The 15,582-nt window shown below is 45.6% G+C and carries 13 protein-coding genes; 7 read left to right on the top strand and 6 right to left on the bottom strand.

Annotation, left to right across the window (positions count from 1 at the left end):
• The first annotated feature begins 293 nt into the window (after positions 1 to 293).
• On the top strand, positions 294 to 581 hold the full coding sequence (locus GBH70_RS13330) for a helix-turn-helix domain-containing protein (RefSeq protein WP_151681499.1): 288 nt from the start codon (positions 294 to 296) through the stop codon (positions 579 to 581).
• 316 nt (positions 582 to 897) lie between these two features.
• Entirely contained in the window at positions 898 to 1,068 is a 171-nt protein-coding gene (locus tag GBH70_RS16845; protein WP_172968311.1) for a hypothetical protein, read from the top strand.
• Positions 1,069 to 1,682: 614 nt separating this feature from the next.
• Here GBH70_RS16845 and rlmD read toward each other — a convergent pair.
• Both rlmD and GBH70_RS13320 read right to left on the bottom strand, forming a co-directional pair.
• Positions 1,683 to 3,074, bottom strand: a complete 1,392-nt coding sequence (rlmD, locus tag GBH70_RS13325; RefSeq protein WP_151681498.1) for a 23S rRNA (uracil(1939)-C(5))-methyltransferase RlmD — start codon at positions 3,072 to 3,074, stop codon at positions 1,683 to 1,685.
• 205 nt (positions 3,075 to 3,279) lie between these two features.
• Positions 3,280 to 3,543 (bottom strand): acyl carrier protein, encoded by a 264-nt coding sequence (locus tag GBH70_RS13320; RefSeq protein WP_151681497.1) that lies wholly within the window; start codon positions 3,541 to 3,543, stop codon positions 3,280 to 3,282.
• Between the two features lie 165 nt (positions 3,544 to 3,708).
• Here GBH70_RS13320 and GBH70_RS17860 point away from each other — a divergent pair, with 165 nt between their 5' ends.
• Positions 3,709 to 3,798 carry a LacI family DNA-binding transcriptional regulator gene (locus tag GBH70_RS17860; RefSeq protein ID WP_151681496.1) on the top strand — a complete coding sequence of 30 codons (90 nt, stop codon included), beginning with the start codon at positions 3,709 to 3,711 and terminating at the stop codon, positions 3,796 to 3,798.
• Positions 3,799 to 4,030: 232 nt separating this feature from the next.
• Here GBH70_RS17860 and GBH70_RS13310 read toward each other — a convergent pair whose 3' ends face one another.
• Positions 4,031 to 5,215, bottom strand: coding sequence for a pyridoxal phosphate-dependent aminotransferase (locus tag GBH70_RS13310; protein ID WP_151681495.1), 1,185 nt, complete (start codon positions 5,213 to 5,215; stop codon positions 4,031 to 4,033).
• Between the two features lie 155 nt (positions 5,216 to 5,370).
• Here GBH70_RS13310 and GBH70_RS13305 point away from each other — a divergent pair, with 155 nt between their 5' ends.
• The 3 genes from GBH70_RS13305 to GBH70_RS13295 are packed head-to-tail and all read left to right on the top strand — an operon-like array spanning position 5,371 to position 7,472.
• Positions 5,371 to 5,994 (top strand): YhbD family protein, encoded by a 624-nt coding sequence (locus GBH70_RS13305; RefSeq protein ID WP_151681494.1) that lies wholly within the window; start codon positions 5,371 to 5,373, stop codon positions 5,992 to 5,994.
• Between the two features lie 15 nt (positions 5,995 to 6,009).
• A complete protein-coding gene (locus GBH70_RS13300; protein WP_151681493.1) occupies positions 6,010 to 6,726 on the top strand; it encodes a polymer-forming cytoskeletal protein in 717 nt (238 codons plus the stop codon).
• 17 nt (positions 6,727 to 6,743) lie between these two features.
• The gene (locus tag GBH70_RS13295; RefSeq protein ID WP_151681492.1) at positions 6,744 to 7,472 is read left to right on the top strand and encodes a hypothetical protein; all 729 of its coding nucleotides are present in this window, start codon (positions 6,744 to 6,746) and stop codon (positions 7,470 to 7,472) included.
• A 200-nt stretch (positions 7,473 to 7,672) separates the two neighbouring features.
• On the opposite strand, the gene GBH70_RS13290 is transcribed toward GBH70_RS13295, so the two are convergent.
• Entirely contained in the window at positions 7,673 to 9,067 is a 1,395-nt protein-coding gene (locus tag GBH70_RS13290) for an MATE family efflux transporter (protein ID WP_151681491.1), read from the bottom strand.
• 480 nt (positions 9,068 to 9,547) lie between these two features.
• On the opposite strand from GBH70_RS13290, the gene GBH70_RS13285 reads away from it, so the two are divergent.
• Positions 9,548 to 10,423 (top strand): 3-hydroxyacyl-CoA dehydrogenase, encoded by an 876-nt coding sequence (locus GBH70_RS13285; protein ID WP_151681490.1) that lies wholly within the window; start codon positions 9,548 to 9,550, stop codon positions 10,421 to 10,423.
• A 332-nt stretch (positions 10,424 to 10,755) separates the two neighbouring features.
• Here GBH70_RS13285 and GBH70_RS13280 read toward each other — a convergent pair whose 3' ends face one another.
• Together GBH70_RS13280 and GBH70_RS13275 are read right to left on the bottom strand one after the other, a co-directional pair.
• On the bottom strand, positions 10,756 to 14,280 hold the full coding sequence (locus GBH70_RS13280) for a YhaN family protein (RefSeq protein WP_151681489.1): 3,525 nt from the start codon (positions 14,278 to 14,280) through the stop codon (positions 10,756 to 10,758).
• Positions 14,280 to 15,551 carry a metallophosphoesterase family protein gene (locus tag GBH70_RS13275; protein ID WP_151681488.1) on the bottom strand — a complete coding sequence of 424 codons (1,272 nt, stop codon included), beginning with the start codon at positions 15,549 to 15,551 and terminating at the stop codon, positions 14,280 to 14,282. Before GBH70_RS13275 ends, GBH70_RS13280 begins: the two co-directional genes overlap by 1 nt.
• Positions 15,552 to 15,582: the final 31 nt, after the last annotated feature.

Raw genomic sequence — 15,582 nt, 5'->3', positions numbered from 1 at the left:
TTTTTAATAATAGCACAATTAAAAAGATGCGTATTTCTATCTATCACATCAAATTAGTTTTATCTGAACATAAGAAGAACCAATCTATCCGGATCACCCCAGAAAAAATATTGAGATAGTGTTTGATGACTTCCTATTTCCACCTACAATGAAACCAAATATTTAAATCCATATTTTCCATTTATTTTGATTATATATTTCAAACTTTATTGCATTATTCCTCAACGTAGTGCCATAATCATTTTAAAACCAATAATAACTATACAAATTCTCAAAGAAAGGGAAGGGCTAAAATGCAGAACTTCAGCAGAAAAAATCAAACAATTAACAATGTAGAGTTTGTTAATACACAAATAGTTGCTGATTACTACGGAGTTACCCAAGAAACAGTTATAAGATGGGTTAAGCAAGGATTACTATCTGGCAAACAAAGTGATGTTAACCCGGATCATTATTTGATACCAAAAGAGGAGTTTGAATATCTAAAAACGAAAAGAGACCAATTTGATACTGAAAGAATCATCCAAGATTTACTACAAGATGATTGTACCGAGGATTGGGAATTTGAATTGGAGGATTAAGAATCTCGCTACATATGCGGATTATCCCTGTTACTCCTTCCTTCTTTCGAAACTAACCTTTTTACAACAGAAACCATCTTTTTAACATTGGAAAATAGGTAAATAACAGCAGGGCACCTTCTTTTTTCCCTCAAGTACCAATTTAATATCAGAAATACTGCCGTGGGGAAGAAAAAAAACAGATGAATGAAAGTAAATTCCAACTTTTTTTGGCAGAAGAACAACTTTTTAACAATAAGAACCAACATTTTTAGCCAGGGGAAATGGATTTTAACAGCTACACAACAATTTTAGAAAAAAGAGGGGATTAGCCGAAATGAATGAGAAAGAAAGAAGAAGTCTAAATTTACCTTTGGCCGATGCAGGATTGTCAAATTCCAGCAAAAGACTTAGGAGAAATAATGAACTTCTTTTGAAACAGTTAAGACAAATACAAACCGGGCCTTTTGGGATTTGTACATGGTTTAGAAAGGGAAATGGAAAATGAAATTGAAGTTTCAAGGAAGTGTATATATCACTTTCTTTTTTTATGCCTCTACGAATCTGGTTCTCTTTTCTCCTATTCTTTTTCTTCCCCCTACTTTGTTGGACTCCGCCGAACTTGGCGAAAAAACATGAGGGTCAGCCAGAGAAATACAAGAAAAAACTTCGTAACAGTTACACACTTTACAGGTTTCATTGCTTTCTACACTACATATTTCTTTTCTCTCTTATTCCACATTATGGATGAAATATTACAATCATAATTAAATTCTTCTTTCTAACTATGTTACGCCAAAAAATAAACTTCTCAAAATCCCCCTCTCCAACCCGTATTCTTCCGTTCTAGTTAAAATAAAGTTTTCCGACAGAACCCCTATTTTGAAGGATTTTTGATTCAAAAATGGCCGTTTTTTCGCCTGTTTTTCCGCATTTTTTTCACGTTTTTTTCGGTTTTAAAATAAAGTCTTCCGAAAGTTGGTCAAGAGCAAAAAAGGGGGAAAGCCAGGCAGGACAAGGGATTGAGTATGAAACAGCCCTAAAATCGGAAAAGTATTTTTTCACAAAATCAGGGCTGCAATCGGAAATGTTTATTTTGGTAAGGAAATGTTTATTTTTGGGTTACAATTTTAAAACTATCTGCGAAACGCACTCAACGTGTGTCGTGTGCGGGAACAGATCCACCGGCTGCACGGCGGTGAGCTTGTAGCCGAACGGTTCGAGTTCCTTTATATCCGTTGCAAATGTGTCCGGGTTGCAGGAAACGTAGACGATCCGCTGGGGTCTGGCGCGACCGATTTTCCGCATCACTTTGCCGCCGGCTCCGGAGCGCGGCGGGTCGAGGAGCAGCAGTTCCGGTTTGCCGAAGCTTTCCAAAACCTCATCGATGCCTTTGCGCGCATCTTTGGCGAGAAAGTACGTATTCGAAATGCCGTTGTCTTTGGCATTCCGCTTTGCGGACTCGATCGATGTCTCTACAATTTCAATCCCGGCGAGTTCCCCGACCCGGTCGGCAAACGGCAATGAGAAGGTGCCGACGCCGCAGAACAGGTCGATCATTTTTTCCGTTTTCTTCGGCTGACCCATTTCAATCGCAAGATCTACGAGTTTCTGGGCTTGAACCGGATTTGTTTGGAAGAACGTGTCAAACCAGAGCCGGTAGCCGTAGCCACTCATTTCATCGTAAATAAAATCGCGGCCGGACAGGACATGCGTTTTTTCCGCCTGCGTGCGGTCGGCCCACTGCGTGTTTTCAAGCCATAGCAAACTTTTCACCTGCGGGAACTTGCGGCCGATCCGCTCCGATAAATCACGGGCCGCTTCTTCCAGATCCCCATCCGGCGCTTCCGTCGCAAACAGGGCAAGCATCATTTCGCCTGTCGCAAATGACTGGCGCACCATCAAATGGCGCAGCAATCCTTCGTGCTTATCTTTGTCGTAGCCTTTTAAGCCCCGCTCTTTCACCCAGGCGGCCACTTCCATTGCGCCCTCCACCATTTCTTTGCCGGCGATCAGGCAGGTTTCAAGCGGGATGATTTTCCGGAAGTTACCCTGCTCATGGAGTCCGAGCGAACCGTCCGGCGCAAATGTAAATTCCATTTTATTGCGGTAATGCCATGGCTCGTCCATTCTGATCGTATCACGGACAAGCGCCGGGTCAAAGCCCTGCGCGGCAATTGCTTCTTTCACATGGGCGGTTTTCTGTTTTAGCTGCCCCTCGTATGCCCAGTGCTGCCAAACGCATCCGCCGCAACGCTCAAAATGCGGGCATGGCGGCAAAATTCTTTCCGGATGGGCTTCCAAAATTTCTTCCGGGATTGCTTTTGTCCGCCTTTTTTCCGGCCGGTCCACCGCCACGCGCACTTTTTCGCCCGGAAGTGTCCGCGGAATAGTCAATTTTAACTTTTTCGGGGTTCCAAGCTCATTCTCGCGCCAGACAACGGCCAGCCCGGAACCTTTTTGATCCAATTGGCGGATTTCCGTCACCAAAGTTTCACCTTGCATAATGGCCAATCCGATCTCTCCTTTCAATCAATCATGTATATTAACACAGCCAAGCCATGGTAAAGTTTCGCTCTGTATACCTGTATTAGTATAATGGATAACGGACGATTTGCAAATGGCGCATGCTAACAGTATTTAACAAAACCGCCCTATTGCAAAACAAAACCCGTGAAGCTTGTTTTTCTCCACAGGTTGCAGCACAAGCACAGGAAAATCAACGCCCTTTTTGCATCTTTTCATAAATATAATCCACCGTTTTTTCAATGGAAACCAGCTTGTTGAGATCTTCTTCCTGTATATCGAGATCGAATTCATCCGAAAATTCCACGGCCATTTCAGTCAAGTCAATCCAATCCGCGCCGAGGTCGTCCACAAACAGGCTGTCATCCCGTATCTGGGAAGGATCCTCGTCGAGATCATTCAACACAATGTCGCGCACTCTTTCCCTAATATTTTCTTTTGAAATCGATTCCCGCATAAAAGATCAGCTCCATTGTGAAAGTATGAACATAGCAAAAATTCCACCAGTCACATATTTGACAATTGCCATTATACAATTCCGGACCGATAATGCAAATTTTCCGCTTATTCGAGATGGATTGCCAACGCCTGAGTAATCAAAACCAGTAATGAACGCTAGACGATGGCCAGTATTCGCAATGTTGCCGAGCTGGAGGGTGTAACCCCCGTGACTGTGTCCCGGGTCCTGAACGAGGATCCGACCCTTTCTTGATGCGACAAGAAAAAAGGCTCCAGATCGCTGAAGAGCTATCATATGTCAAAACGCCGCGGGCCAATAACAGCCTGCAGATCCTCACAACTGTGTCCCGTGAAAAGGAAATGGATGACCTTTATTTTCGCCAGATCCGATTGAAAATCGAATCAAACTTTTAGCCTTCAGCTCCTCTATAAAGTTTAGAAGAAAAAGGACTGCCCCAAACCTGAACAGCCCCTTTTTCCACTCCTTATTTATATGCATCCGCCAACTTCCGGAACGCCTCCAACGACCGCTGTACTTTTTCCGTCGGGATGCAGTAGGCGATCCGGAAATAGCCCGGACAGCCGAAAGTGTCTGATGGGACAAGCAGCAAATCGTAATCCAAAGCCTTTTTACAAAATGCCACGGCGTCTTTCTCCAACGCTTTCGGGAACATGTAAAACGTGCCACCCGGCTTCACAACAGAAAAACCCATATCCGTTAAGGCGTCATATAAAATATTCATATTTGTCTCGTAAACGGATAAATCCGCCGTCATATCCACGACTTCAGCAACGGCAAGCTGGATGATAGATGGCGGGCAATTATGTCCGATCCCCCTTGAAATCTGGCCGCACATGTTGACAATCAGCTCCGCGTCCGGGCATGCCGGGTTGACGGCAATATAGCCGATCCGCTCACCCGGAAGCGATAACGACTTGCTGAAAGAATAACAGGTAATCGAATTCGGATGATATTTCGCAACATACGGAGCGTTCACGCCTTGAAAAACAATTTCCCTGTACGGTTCATCAGAAATGAGATAAATTTCATGCCCGAATTCCCGCTCTTTTTCCTGTAAAATCTCTGCCAGTTTCCTGATTGTATCTTCGGAGTATACCGCACCCGACGGATTATTCGGCGTATTGATCAAAACGGCCGATGTTTTTGCCGTCAGCATTTTTTTAAATTCCGAAAAATTGATTTGAAAATTTTCCGTATCGGCAGGGACAACTCTTAACACGGCGCCCGTTTTATTCACGTACGGCACATATTCCGGAAAATGCGGCGCAAAGGTAAGCACTTCGTCTCCCGGCACGGTGACGGCCCTTAAAGCATGGGCAATTGCGCCGGCAGCACCGGTTGTCATAAAAATATGTTCTCTCCTGTAGGCAATCCCAAAACGTCTTTCTAATGAAGCCGCAATTTTTTCGCGTACCGAATCAATCCCAAGGCTTGGGCTATATCCGTGAACGGCCGCAGGGTTTGGGCTTTGCGCCAGTTCAACGAGTTTGTCGGTAAACGCCTGCGGCACTGGAACAGAGGGATTGCCGAGGCTGTAGTCAAACACATTTTCAGAACCGATTTCTTTTGCTCTTACCGCACCGTATTCTGCAATTTCCCTGATGACCGATTTCTGCCCGAGCATTTGTTTATATTCTCCTGCGATCATGTTCTTCTCTCCTTAGCTTTTTATGTATGATGATTTAACTATATCACAACCATTCCGCTTTATGATCAAATTTTCTAAATTTATGTTCTCTTAAAATTTTGTTTACAACGTAACAGTGTTATGTTATATTGATAACAGCAAAAGGAGTGGAAAAAATGGATGCAGATTTGATCTCCAAAAAAGATTTGCTTGAACAGACCGGGATTTCCTACGGCCAGTTGTACCGCTGGAAAAGAAAGAACCTGATACCAGAAGATTGGTTTATCCGCAAATCCACTTTTACCGGGCAGGAAACCTTCTTTCCACGCGAACGCATCCTGGAACGTATCGAAAAAATCCAGGCGATGAAAGAAAATCTCTCGTTGGATGAACTCGCCGAAATGTTTTCACCGAGCAGCGGAAAACTGATCAGCAAAGAAGAAATCCTAAAGCACGGCATTGCTTCTGAATTTGTCCTGAACTTTTTCTTGGAACAGGCACAAACAAAGGATCAGGTATTCCCCTTTGAAGATGTCCTTGCCATTTATATGCTGGAAAAGCTTTTGCACTCTGGGGAAATTTCGATTGAAGAAGGGAAAATGTTGCTGCAGCTGCTGCACAATACCGCAGAGTCTTTTTCCGTAGATCATTCTCAAATTTGGCTCATCCGGAAATTCGGCGTATCCTCCTGTTTTTTGTTAAAAAAAGCGGAAAATATTCTATTTGAAAAAGAGACGAAAATCATTGCAAAAGTCGATCTCATGCAGCTGGCCGATGAATTGAAAATGAAATTGATGTAAAAGGTGGCGAAGAAAATGAATGAATTAAAAAAAGGAAATCTTGTTATCAACGGTATCGGTTCCTCCAATGGCGGATCTTTTCAAGATGTTTCGTTAAACGGAAAAAGCACTGTGAACGGAGATGTCAAATGTGAAAAACTGGAATCGAATGGCATCGCCACGTTCAAAGGTAACATTGTTTCACAAACGGTCGAGGTCAACGGCACAGCGACCTTCGAAGGCAGCATAAGCGGAGAAAACATTACAGTTGAAGGCATCGCTAAAGTTTTGAAAGATGTTGCAGCCGCTAAGCTTCAAGTGTCAGGAAGCGGGAAATTCGGCGGCAATATACAAGCTGCTGAAGTGAATCTTGAAGGGCGCGCGAGTATTGCAGGAAATTGTGAAGCAGAAGAAGTCCGGGTCCGCGGCCCGGTTAAAATCGATGGAGAGCTGAATGCCGAACATATTTTTATTGAACCTTACGGGCGCAGTTCCATCCGCGAAATCGGCGGACAGCGCATTACCGTAAAAAAAGATGCAACCTTTTCAAACTGGCTCAAGCCCTTCCTTGCTACGTTACTCTTTGCAGATAGCATCGAAGGGGATGACATCAATTTGGAAATCACCCGTGCAAAAGTGGTCCGAGGGCGGAATGTTACGATTGGAAAAAAATGTGAGATCGATCTGGTGGAATACACCCATCGTTTTGAAAAAGATGATTCAGCAACAGTGAGAGAATACAGGAAAATTTAAAAGGAGTCGTGAAGATCATGGAAGAAAGAAATCATTTGACCATAAATGGCTCGGGTTCTTACGGCGGCGGGGCGTACGGGAATGTGAAGGTGAACGGGGAAGCGGAAATTGCCGATCCCCTCGACTGCCGGCATTTTTCCATACGCGGCGAAAGCAAAGTGCACGGTGATACGAAAGCGGAAAGTGTATCTGTTTTTGGAGAAGCGGTTATGAACGGCGCCCTGCGAACGGATAAAGCAAGTATTTTCGGCACCTGCCAAATCGGAGGCGACGCAGAAATCCGCAGCAGCATTGTGCGCGGGTTGCTGGAAGTCGGCGGAAAATACAGCGGGGACAAAGCAGAAATTAAAGGTCTTCTCGCTGTAAAGGAAGACGTCGAAGCCGAAACATTTATTTCGAAAGGCCAGTTCCAGATTGGCGGCCTCTTAAATGCTGAAGAAATAAACATTACCTTAAGGTATAAACCAAGCCGCGCGGGCGAAATCGGCGGAAAAAAAATCACGGTCCGGACGCAAAATGGCATAACCGACATGCTCCGTTTCCATAAAAAACACGTACTTCTGCAGGCAGCTGCCATTGAAGGGGACGACATTTATCTGGAAAACACGGAAGCCGATACGGTCCGCGGCGAAAACATCGAAATCGGGCCCGGCTGCCGGATCCGTTATGTGGAATACAGAAAAAAACTCAAAGTGGCGCAAGATGCAGTTGTCAAAGAGAAACAAAGAACCCCAATCATGCATTGAGCCGGGAGTATGGTATCCCGGCTTGTAACTCCAACAATTTTTCAAAACAGTATTGCATGGTTCTTTTAAAAGTGATGTGACATCATTGTTAATGATTTCAATATCCCAACACAGTTCTTTCATTATCCAGAATAGCAACAAAAATAAGGCTGCCCCAAAGAGACAGCCACATCTGACTTATTTATGAAACGCCTATCATCTCACACCAGCTTATGCGCATACCATTTGGTGCCTTTGAAACGCCCGGTAAAGATCAGGCCGCGGACGCCCCATTCGGTGATCATCGCCACCCAGACGCCGATGATGCCAAGCCCGAACGTTATCCCCAAAATATAGCCGAGCACAACCCGCAGCAGCCACATGGATAAAAGTGAGGCAACCGAAGTAAAAGTGGAATCTCCCGCCGCCCTGAGCGCCGCCGGCATGATAAAACTTTGCGGCCACAAAAGCGGCTGTCCAACCGCTGAAATAAGGACAATCGCAAAAATCGTTGGGATGATCTCATCAGGCGGATTAAACAGTTTCATCATGACCGGGAAAAACGGCAATAAAATGGCGGATGTCACTATATAAAGAAGCGAGGAAAGGGCAATAAACGATTTCGTAAATTTCCGCGCATCGCCAATATTTCTCCGCCCCATGCACTGGCCGACAATTGTTACGATCGCAATGCTCAACGCGTTCGGGCCGATCTGGAATAGCAGTGTAATCGAGCTTCCGATCGCATTTTCCGTCAGTGCCAGCGTCCCGAGCTGCACAATAAATGTTTGCGTCAACAGCTTTCCACCATTAAAAAAGATCTGTTCCGCCGCAAACGGAATGCCGATAAACATGACTTTCTTTAATATCGAAAAATCAAGTTGCAAGGCATTTTTTATTTTAAAGCGGACCGACGCATTGTATTTGATTACATATACAATGGATGCCACCATGCCCAAAATCCTTGCGAGCAGAATGGACATGACAAGGCCGATGACGCCCATTTTAAAAATCGTAATAAACAGCACGTTCAGGACCGTGTTCGTTAAATTCAAAAGCAGTGACAAACCAAGGCAGGGCTTTGTTTCCCCAACGCCGCGCAATCCGCCCAATACCGCCTGAAAAATTGCGATAAAAGGATAAGACAGGCAGCTGCCGATCAAATAGATTTTCGCATTATGGAAAACATCAGCTTCCGCTTTTCCAAACAATAAATTTAAAGTCGGCGTGTTAAACACAATGACAAGTGCGGCGATCAGCACGGAAAAAATGGTGACGGCGGAAATCGCCTGTGTCGCTGTTTTTGATACCATCTCTTTATTGCCGGCGCCTTTGTACTGGGCAACAATGACCGTGCCCCCTGTCGCCACTGCAATAAATACGTTCACAAGAAAAATATTCAGCGAATCCACCATATTGACGGCACTGACAGCACTGACCCCGGCTGAGCTGATCATCGCCGTGTTTAAAAAACTCATTAAGATCAAAAACGCCTGGTCAACCAAAATTGGAATAATAATCGCAATGACTTCCCGATACTCGATCGAATCACCGGTTAAATATCTATTGAGTAAAAAAGCAGACTTCTGTTTCAGTTTAACAGCTTTTATCTCCATGAAACCTCTCTTCTTATTGGTGGAATATTTTTATGAAACGCTCTTTTGAATGCAAAACATATTATAACACCCGTATAAGAAGAGTAAAGTTTTTCGCCTAGCGAAGTTTCTACGATTTTGTGAATAGCAAACCGCATGGGAATTGGCCCGGAACAAAAGTGAAAATCCCTCTATAACACTGCCCTGTTCCTTGATTGATTTTTTGCTTTGTACAATGCTATATCCGTTCCATGCAGAACGTGTATAATGCAGCCATCAATATTAAAAAAGAATGATTACGACTATTGGCGCTGGCCTAATATAAAAACTCTTGAAACGAGAGGGTTAGCCCCGTCAATTTAACCCGCTGGTAAAAGGGGTTGTTACCCGGGAAGCCCCCCACTTCACCCAAACTGTAAGGTTGGAAACTTTGACGCCCGGATACTGCAGTGCTATGATACATTTATAAGGGGTTACAAAATTGGAAAGAGGAGAATGGATATGGATTTTCAAAATATCACGGTTGCAGGTAGTGGTGTACTCGGAAGCCAGATTGCTTATCAAACTGCTTTCAAGGGGTTCAATGTAAACGTTTACGATATTAATGATGAGGCAGTGGAACGTGCGAAAAAAAGAATTGCAGGATTAAAAGAACGTTACCGGGAAGACTTGGGGGCAACGGAACAGGAAGTGAATGCGGCCTATAACCGCATTTCGTTCAGTGCTGATCTGGCACACGCTGTCGCAGATGCAGATCTTGTAATTGAAGCGGTTCCGGAAGTTGTCCAAATCAAGACGGATTTTTATAAAAAGCTGGGGGCTGTGGCGCCGGCAAAAACCGTATTTGCCACAAACTCTTCCACCTTGCTGCCGAGCCAGTTTGCGGAAGCGACCGGCCGCCCGGAAAAATTTTTGGCGCTGCACTTTGCCAATGAAATTTGGAAAAATAATACGGCAGAAATTATGAAACACCCCGGTACGGATGAAAAAGTGTTCCAGAATGTGATTGAGTTTGCAAAAGCAATCGGCATGGTGGCACTGCCTTTGTATAAAGAACAACCGGGCTATATTCTCAACTCTTTGCTGGTTCCACTTTTGGAAGCCGCACAAATGCTTTTGGTGAAAGGCGTTTCCGATGTTGAAACCATTGATAAGACATGGAAAGTCGCAACCGGCGCCCCGCTCGGACCGTTTCAGATATTGGATGTTGTCGGCATCACGACCGCTTACAACATTACACTGGCAAAAGCGGAAGCAACCGGAAACGAGCTGTACAAAAAAATGGCAGACTTGTTCAAAACGGAATATATCGATAAAGGCAAACTCGGCAAAGAAACCGGAGAAGGATTTTATAAATATCCGGTAACGGTTTCTTAACCTGGGAGGGGCTGCCACATGGGCATGGGCGGCCCTTTTCTCTTGAAAAAATGTTTGTAAAGATCCGTTTTATCTCAAAGTTTAGTCCCAAAATGCCTTTTAGACAGCATGAAAAAGACAATTTACTGAATGTTTTGCCTTAATATGTCCTTTTGACACGCTGTAAAAACAATTTAGCTTCTTTTCTACCATGAATTGTCCTTAAGGCTGCCTCTTATAGCCATCTCGGCCGGGAACTGTCTTTTAAATCTATAAAAATTGAAATTTTACCTAAAATTCCCTTTCCCGTCGTTTAACAAACGCTGCCCTAACCACTTTGGGGCTGCCCTTTATTAATGCAAAACAGCTTCACGCCCGTGGAGTGCCAAAAATTGGACGGCTTCCTGCGGGGCGATTTCATTCATCATGTCGACAAGACGCTCATGGTGCGTAAAGAAAATGATTTGCGTATGGGCAGAGAGCTCGAGTAAAACTTTCAGTGTTTCTTTTGAACGCTCGTCGTCGAAATGGACGAGAATGTCATCAACAATAAACGGCAGCGGTTCATTTTCGGCAGCGAATTTTTCAATACTGGCCAAGCGGAGCGAGAGATAAAGCTGATCCGTCGTCCCGTCGCTCATCCCGGAAACCGGCACTTTTTCGCCGTTTTCGCGGACGCCCATCAATACCGGTTCGTCCTGCTCATTATAATCGACCGTCAAGCCAGCAAAAGAACGCAGCGTTAATTGCGCAAAAATTTCACTCGCACGCCTTAAAACCGGATTTTGGTTTTGGCTCCGGTAAAATTCAATTCCCTTTTGCAACAGGGCGGAAGCAAGTTTCACCTGGATATACTGTTCTGTTAAGCTTGCAATTTTCGCATGTATGCTTTCCTTTTCCTGCTCGGCTTCGACTGTTGCAAGATTTGCCCCCTGGATTTTTTTTTCATATTCCTTTTTCACCGCGCCATATTCCTGCTCGACTTGGGAACGGACAAGCTCAAGCTGTTCGAGTTCGCGTTCCGTTTCATCCAGATCTGCGTCAATACGGTCTGTGTCAATCCGGGCTGCTTCATCTACCAATTCCTGCAGCGATCTCCCTCCGCCGGCATCCAATATTTCCGCTTCAATTTGCTGAATGCCTGTTTCATATTCTTTTTTCTTCAGGAATGTTTTTTCGATCTGCTTCAATTCTTCAATCGAACCGCATCCGGCCTGATGGAAAAGACCTTTCAAAACAGCGGCAGCTTCTTCCATCGCGTCTGCTTCTTCTTTTTTCTGCCGAAGCAAATTGTCCAGTTGGCGCTTGCAGTTTTTCAACTCCACTTCGTCCTGCTGTGCTTTTTGTAAAATCCTATACATTTCGGCCACAGCCATCCCGGCGTTTTCACCGTTAAAACCCAGATTCGCATCTTGCAACATATGCTGCACTTTTTCTTCAAAAAGCTCCATCTGTTTACTGATCGATAACTGTTCTTTTTCGGCCTGCTTGAACGCGTCATAAATCCGCGCACATGTTTCATACTGGCCGAGCAAGGTTTCGGCGACAGTCGGGGGTGCATCTTTGGCAATGGCTGTTCCTTCGACGGCACGCACCCATTGCCCGAACCATTCAGCGCGTTTTTTCTCTACATCCGTTTTCTCAGCCGCATTCTCTTCCACTTTTACTTTTAAGCCTTGGATAGCAGCCTCCAGGCTATCTTTTTTCGAGGCGTGTCCGCGGATTTGTTTCAACTGTTTTTCAGCGAGGCTGACCAATTCCACAAGCGGCTGCGACTCTGAAACTTCGGTAAATGCCTTTAAAACCGCGGAAAGCGCATTACGGCTGCGGTTGCGGCTATTTTCCAGTTCGCGGATCTTTCCGAGCGTTTTTTCATATTCCTGTACAAGACCTTTAATTTGCGCATGTTTTTGCAGCCATTCCCGCATTTCTGCGGGTGACAGCGGCGTGATCTGCGCCGGCGCCCAAAGCTTGTGCCATTCCGCTTTCCATGCTTGCAGTGATTCCTCAAGCCGGCTTTTTTCAGCTTTTAAAGCGTCTATTTTCTCCCGGCATTTTTCAATATCGGCTAAAAGTTTGTTCTTTTCCCCGACTTTTTCCGCTTCCATCCTCAACGTGTCGGCAATCCGGTCGGCATCGCGGACATGGGTTTCGTAAAGCGATTCAATCGGCTTCCCCTTTGTATACTCTTCCAGCCTTTCATTCCATTTCCCGGTCTCCAGTTTCGCGCGGATCAGCCGCCAGCCCGTATCCCGTACTGCCCGGGCCGCCAGTAATTTCTCCTCTGAAGGGATCTCAGCAAGCGAATCCAACTTACGGATCCTTTCTTCAGATGCTTCAATTTCCTCTTCCAGCTGCCTGATTTTACTTTGCACCAATTCAAGCTCCCGGCGCAATCCGTCCTCTTCTTTTTCAAATCTCTTGACCGTTTCGGCTAGAACAGGGACCGGCAGTTTGACAAGTTCTTCCGCCCCGCCGTCCCACAGCGGCAACAGCCGGATTTCTTCTTCAATTTGCTGTTCTTTTTGCCTGCAATCGGCGTATAGTTCCTTGAGCGCATCTTCCAGGTTGCCTGCACGATTGACTTGGTTCAGCAAGGCTTCCAATTCACCGGCACCCGGCAAATCCGGCATGGCAGCCAATTCCTCCAGTTTTTGCGCCAATTCTTTTTCCGATTTTTCACTCTCGCGTTGTAATGTTTCATATTTCTGGTCCAGCAAAGGCTTTTCCTTGCAGAGCCCGCGGATCATTTCTTTTTTGACGGACGTTAGGCGGTAATCATCAATATTTTCCAGTGCCGCACGGGCCGGGTCAATCTCCTTCATGGCGGAAATCAACTGGGCTTCCAACTGCTGCTTTTTTCCCTCCAGTTCCGGCAAAGCTTTTTCATGATTTTGATATGCCTGCACTTCGCGGTACAACGCATGAATCGTTTCGGCCTGTTCCAAAATCTTCTCGGGGATGGAAATTTGCTTGATTTCCGCCTCGATTTCAGCCAGCTGCTGCTCAATTTTTTCCTTGCTTGCCTTCGCCGCATTCCATTTATTTTCAGCAGCCATCCGGACATCGGAAATGTCTTCCGGCAAATCCGGAACCGTGCCGAGCGCTGCCAGTTTTTGCTTCAGATCCTCACGCTTCGCAATTTTCGGCAGGATCCATTTGACCCGCTGCAATTGTTCTTTTTTGCTGCGCAAAGTTTTCATCCGTTCAATGGTCGTGTTGATTTCTTTTTCCGCTTCCCGATAGCGCTCTTCAAAATCATTCCAGGACCGCACTTTCAGCTGTTGTTCGTTGATTTTTTTCGTGAGTTCCTTTTCCCGCTTCAGCAGCTTATTGAGTTCAGGGACGGAACCCGTTTTCTTATAAAGTGCGCCGGCCTGTTTTTCAAAATTTTCAAGAATGCTGCGCAACACATTGATGCCGGATGCGGCCGAGAAAAAACTTTCCCCGGCGCTGCCGCCGCTTTGCAAAAGGCTTTCCCCGCCTTCGCGGAGCCGGACATGGTCAAGGGCGAACATATTTAAAAACTGGGATTCGGGTATATCATGCAAAAAGGCGGCTACTGTTTTTTCAGGAATCGGATTGCCGTCCAAATCAAGGACCGTATCTTTTCTCCCTTTCCTGCGGATAAACTGGACGGCTTCCCCTTTTGAGTTGCGCAGCTGCCCTTCAATCCTTAATTTGGAATTGCCGTGGAGAAAAGCATCATTCGTTTTTTGCGGAAATCCGTATAAAAAATGCGTGATCGAGCGGAGTGTTGTGCTTTTGCCCGCTTCATTCGGGCCGTAGAGAATATGGAAATTTTTCGACGGATCAAATAAAAGCTCGTAATCAGTAAAATGACCGAACGCACGCAAATTCAGGTAATCAAATCTCATTATGCTCCCACCCCCGTTTCCATTAAGGAATAGAGAATAAAATCTTCCACATCTTTCAACCGCTTTTTAATCAAACCCGGATCGGAAAAGTCAAATCCGTCTTCCCCTTCTTTCAGTTCATGCGGGATCGCCTGCCGGATATCCCGGAACTCATCGAGTAGTGACTGCAACATTTCTTCATCTTCTGCCGCCTCACGCATAAACTTCAGAATCATTCCGACCGGCGACTGTTCGGAAATAAAGGCCCCGCTATCGTTCAGCCCGGCCGTTTCGATTTTTACCTTTTCGACCCAAATCTCTCCGAATCCGGCCTCAAGCGAAACCGACCGCAATTGATTCAAAACCAGGTCTTTTTTCGCAATCAGTTCCCTATGTATTTTCGTTGCGCCAAAAAATTTAAACCGTACCGCCAAATAGCGGCCGTCCGCTTCCTCGTATTTTCTTTCAAGCGCTTCGCGGGCCGCATCCAACAACTCGTCCACCGTCTCCATCCCGCCTGCATCAATCGCGCATAATTCCCATCTCAGCACATCAAGCGGGATTTGCTCCATCTTTTCAATCGCGCCGTCTTTCACTTCCACATACGTGCAGCCTTTTTCCCCCGTCTCCCGGATATGCCGGCCCTGGATATTTCCCGGGAATAAAATGACCGGATCATACGGATGAAGCAGTTCACGCAAATGGATATGGCCGAGCGCCCAATAATCATACTGCTTCTCTTTCATATCCTCAATCGTGCATGGCGCATAATTTTCATGGCCTTCACGACCTGTTGCACTCGTATGTAAAATGCCGATGTTAAAATACCCTTCCTTTTTAGGCGGATAAAGTTTAACGAGATTCTCTCCCACCGCTCGGGAGGCAAAACCCTGCCCGTGAATCGCAACGCCAAGCTCGTCAAGGGTAACTGTACCAGGCGCTTTTATCGGGAACTCATAAACATTATCCGGCAGTTTCAGCACTTTTGTCATGATATTGGCCGCATCATGGTTGCCACGGATCAGGAATACCCGGATCCCTTCTTTTTGCAGGCGGACCATCTGGCTTGTAAAAAACAAACCGGTATTGTAATCTTTCCAGTCGCCGTCATACAAATCCCCGGCAATGACAATAAAATCGACATGCCTTTTGATCGCCGTATCGACTAAATTTTTAAACGCTTCCCGCGTCGCACCTCGTATTTTTTCAACCGGCGCCCCCTCGTACTGTTCCAGGCCGACCAATGGGCTGTCCAAATGAATATCAGCCGTATGGATAAATGAAAAAGACAAGCTCGTCCCCTCCCAATCCGTACCGTTTCTA

The organism is Weizmannia acidilactici, from assembly GCF_008974225.1.
Lineage (GTDB): Bacteria > Bacillota > Bacilli > Bacillales > Bacillaceae_C > Weizmannia > Weizmannia acidilactici.
This window is presented reverse-complemented; position numbering and strand designations above follow the sequence as displayed.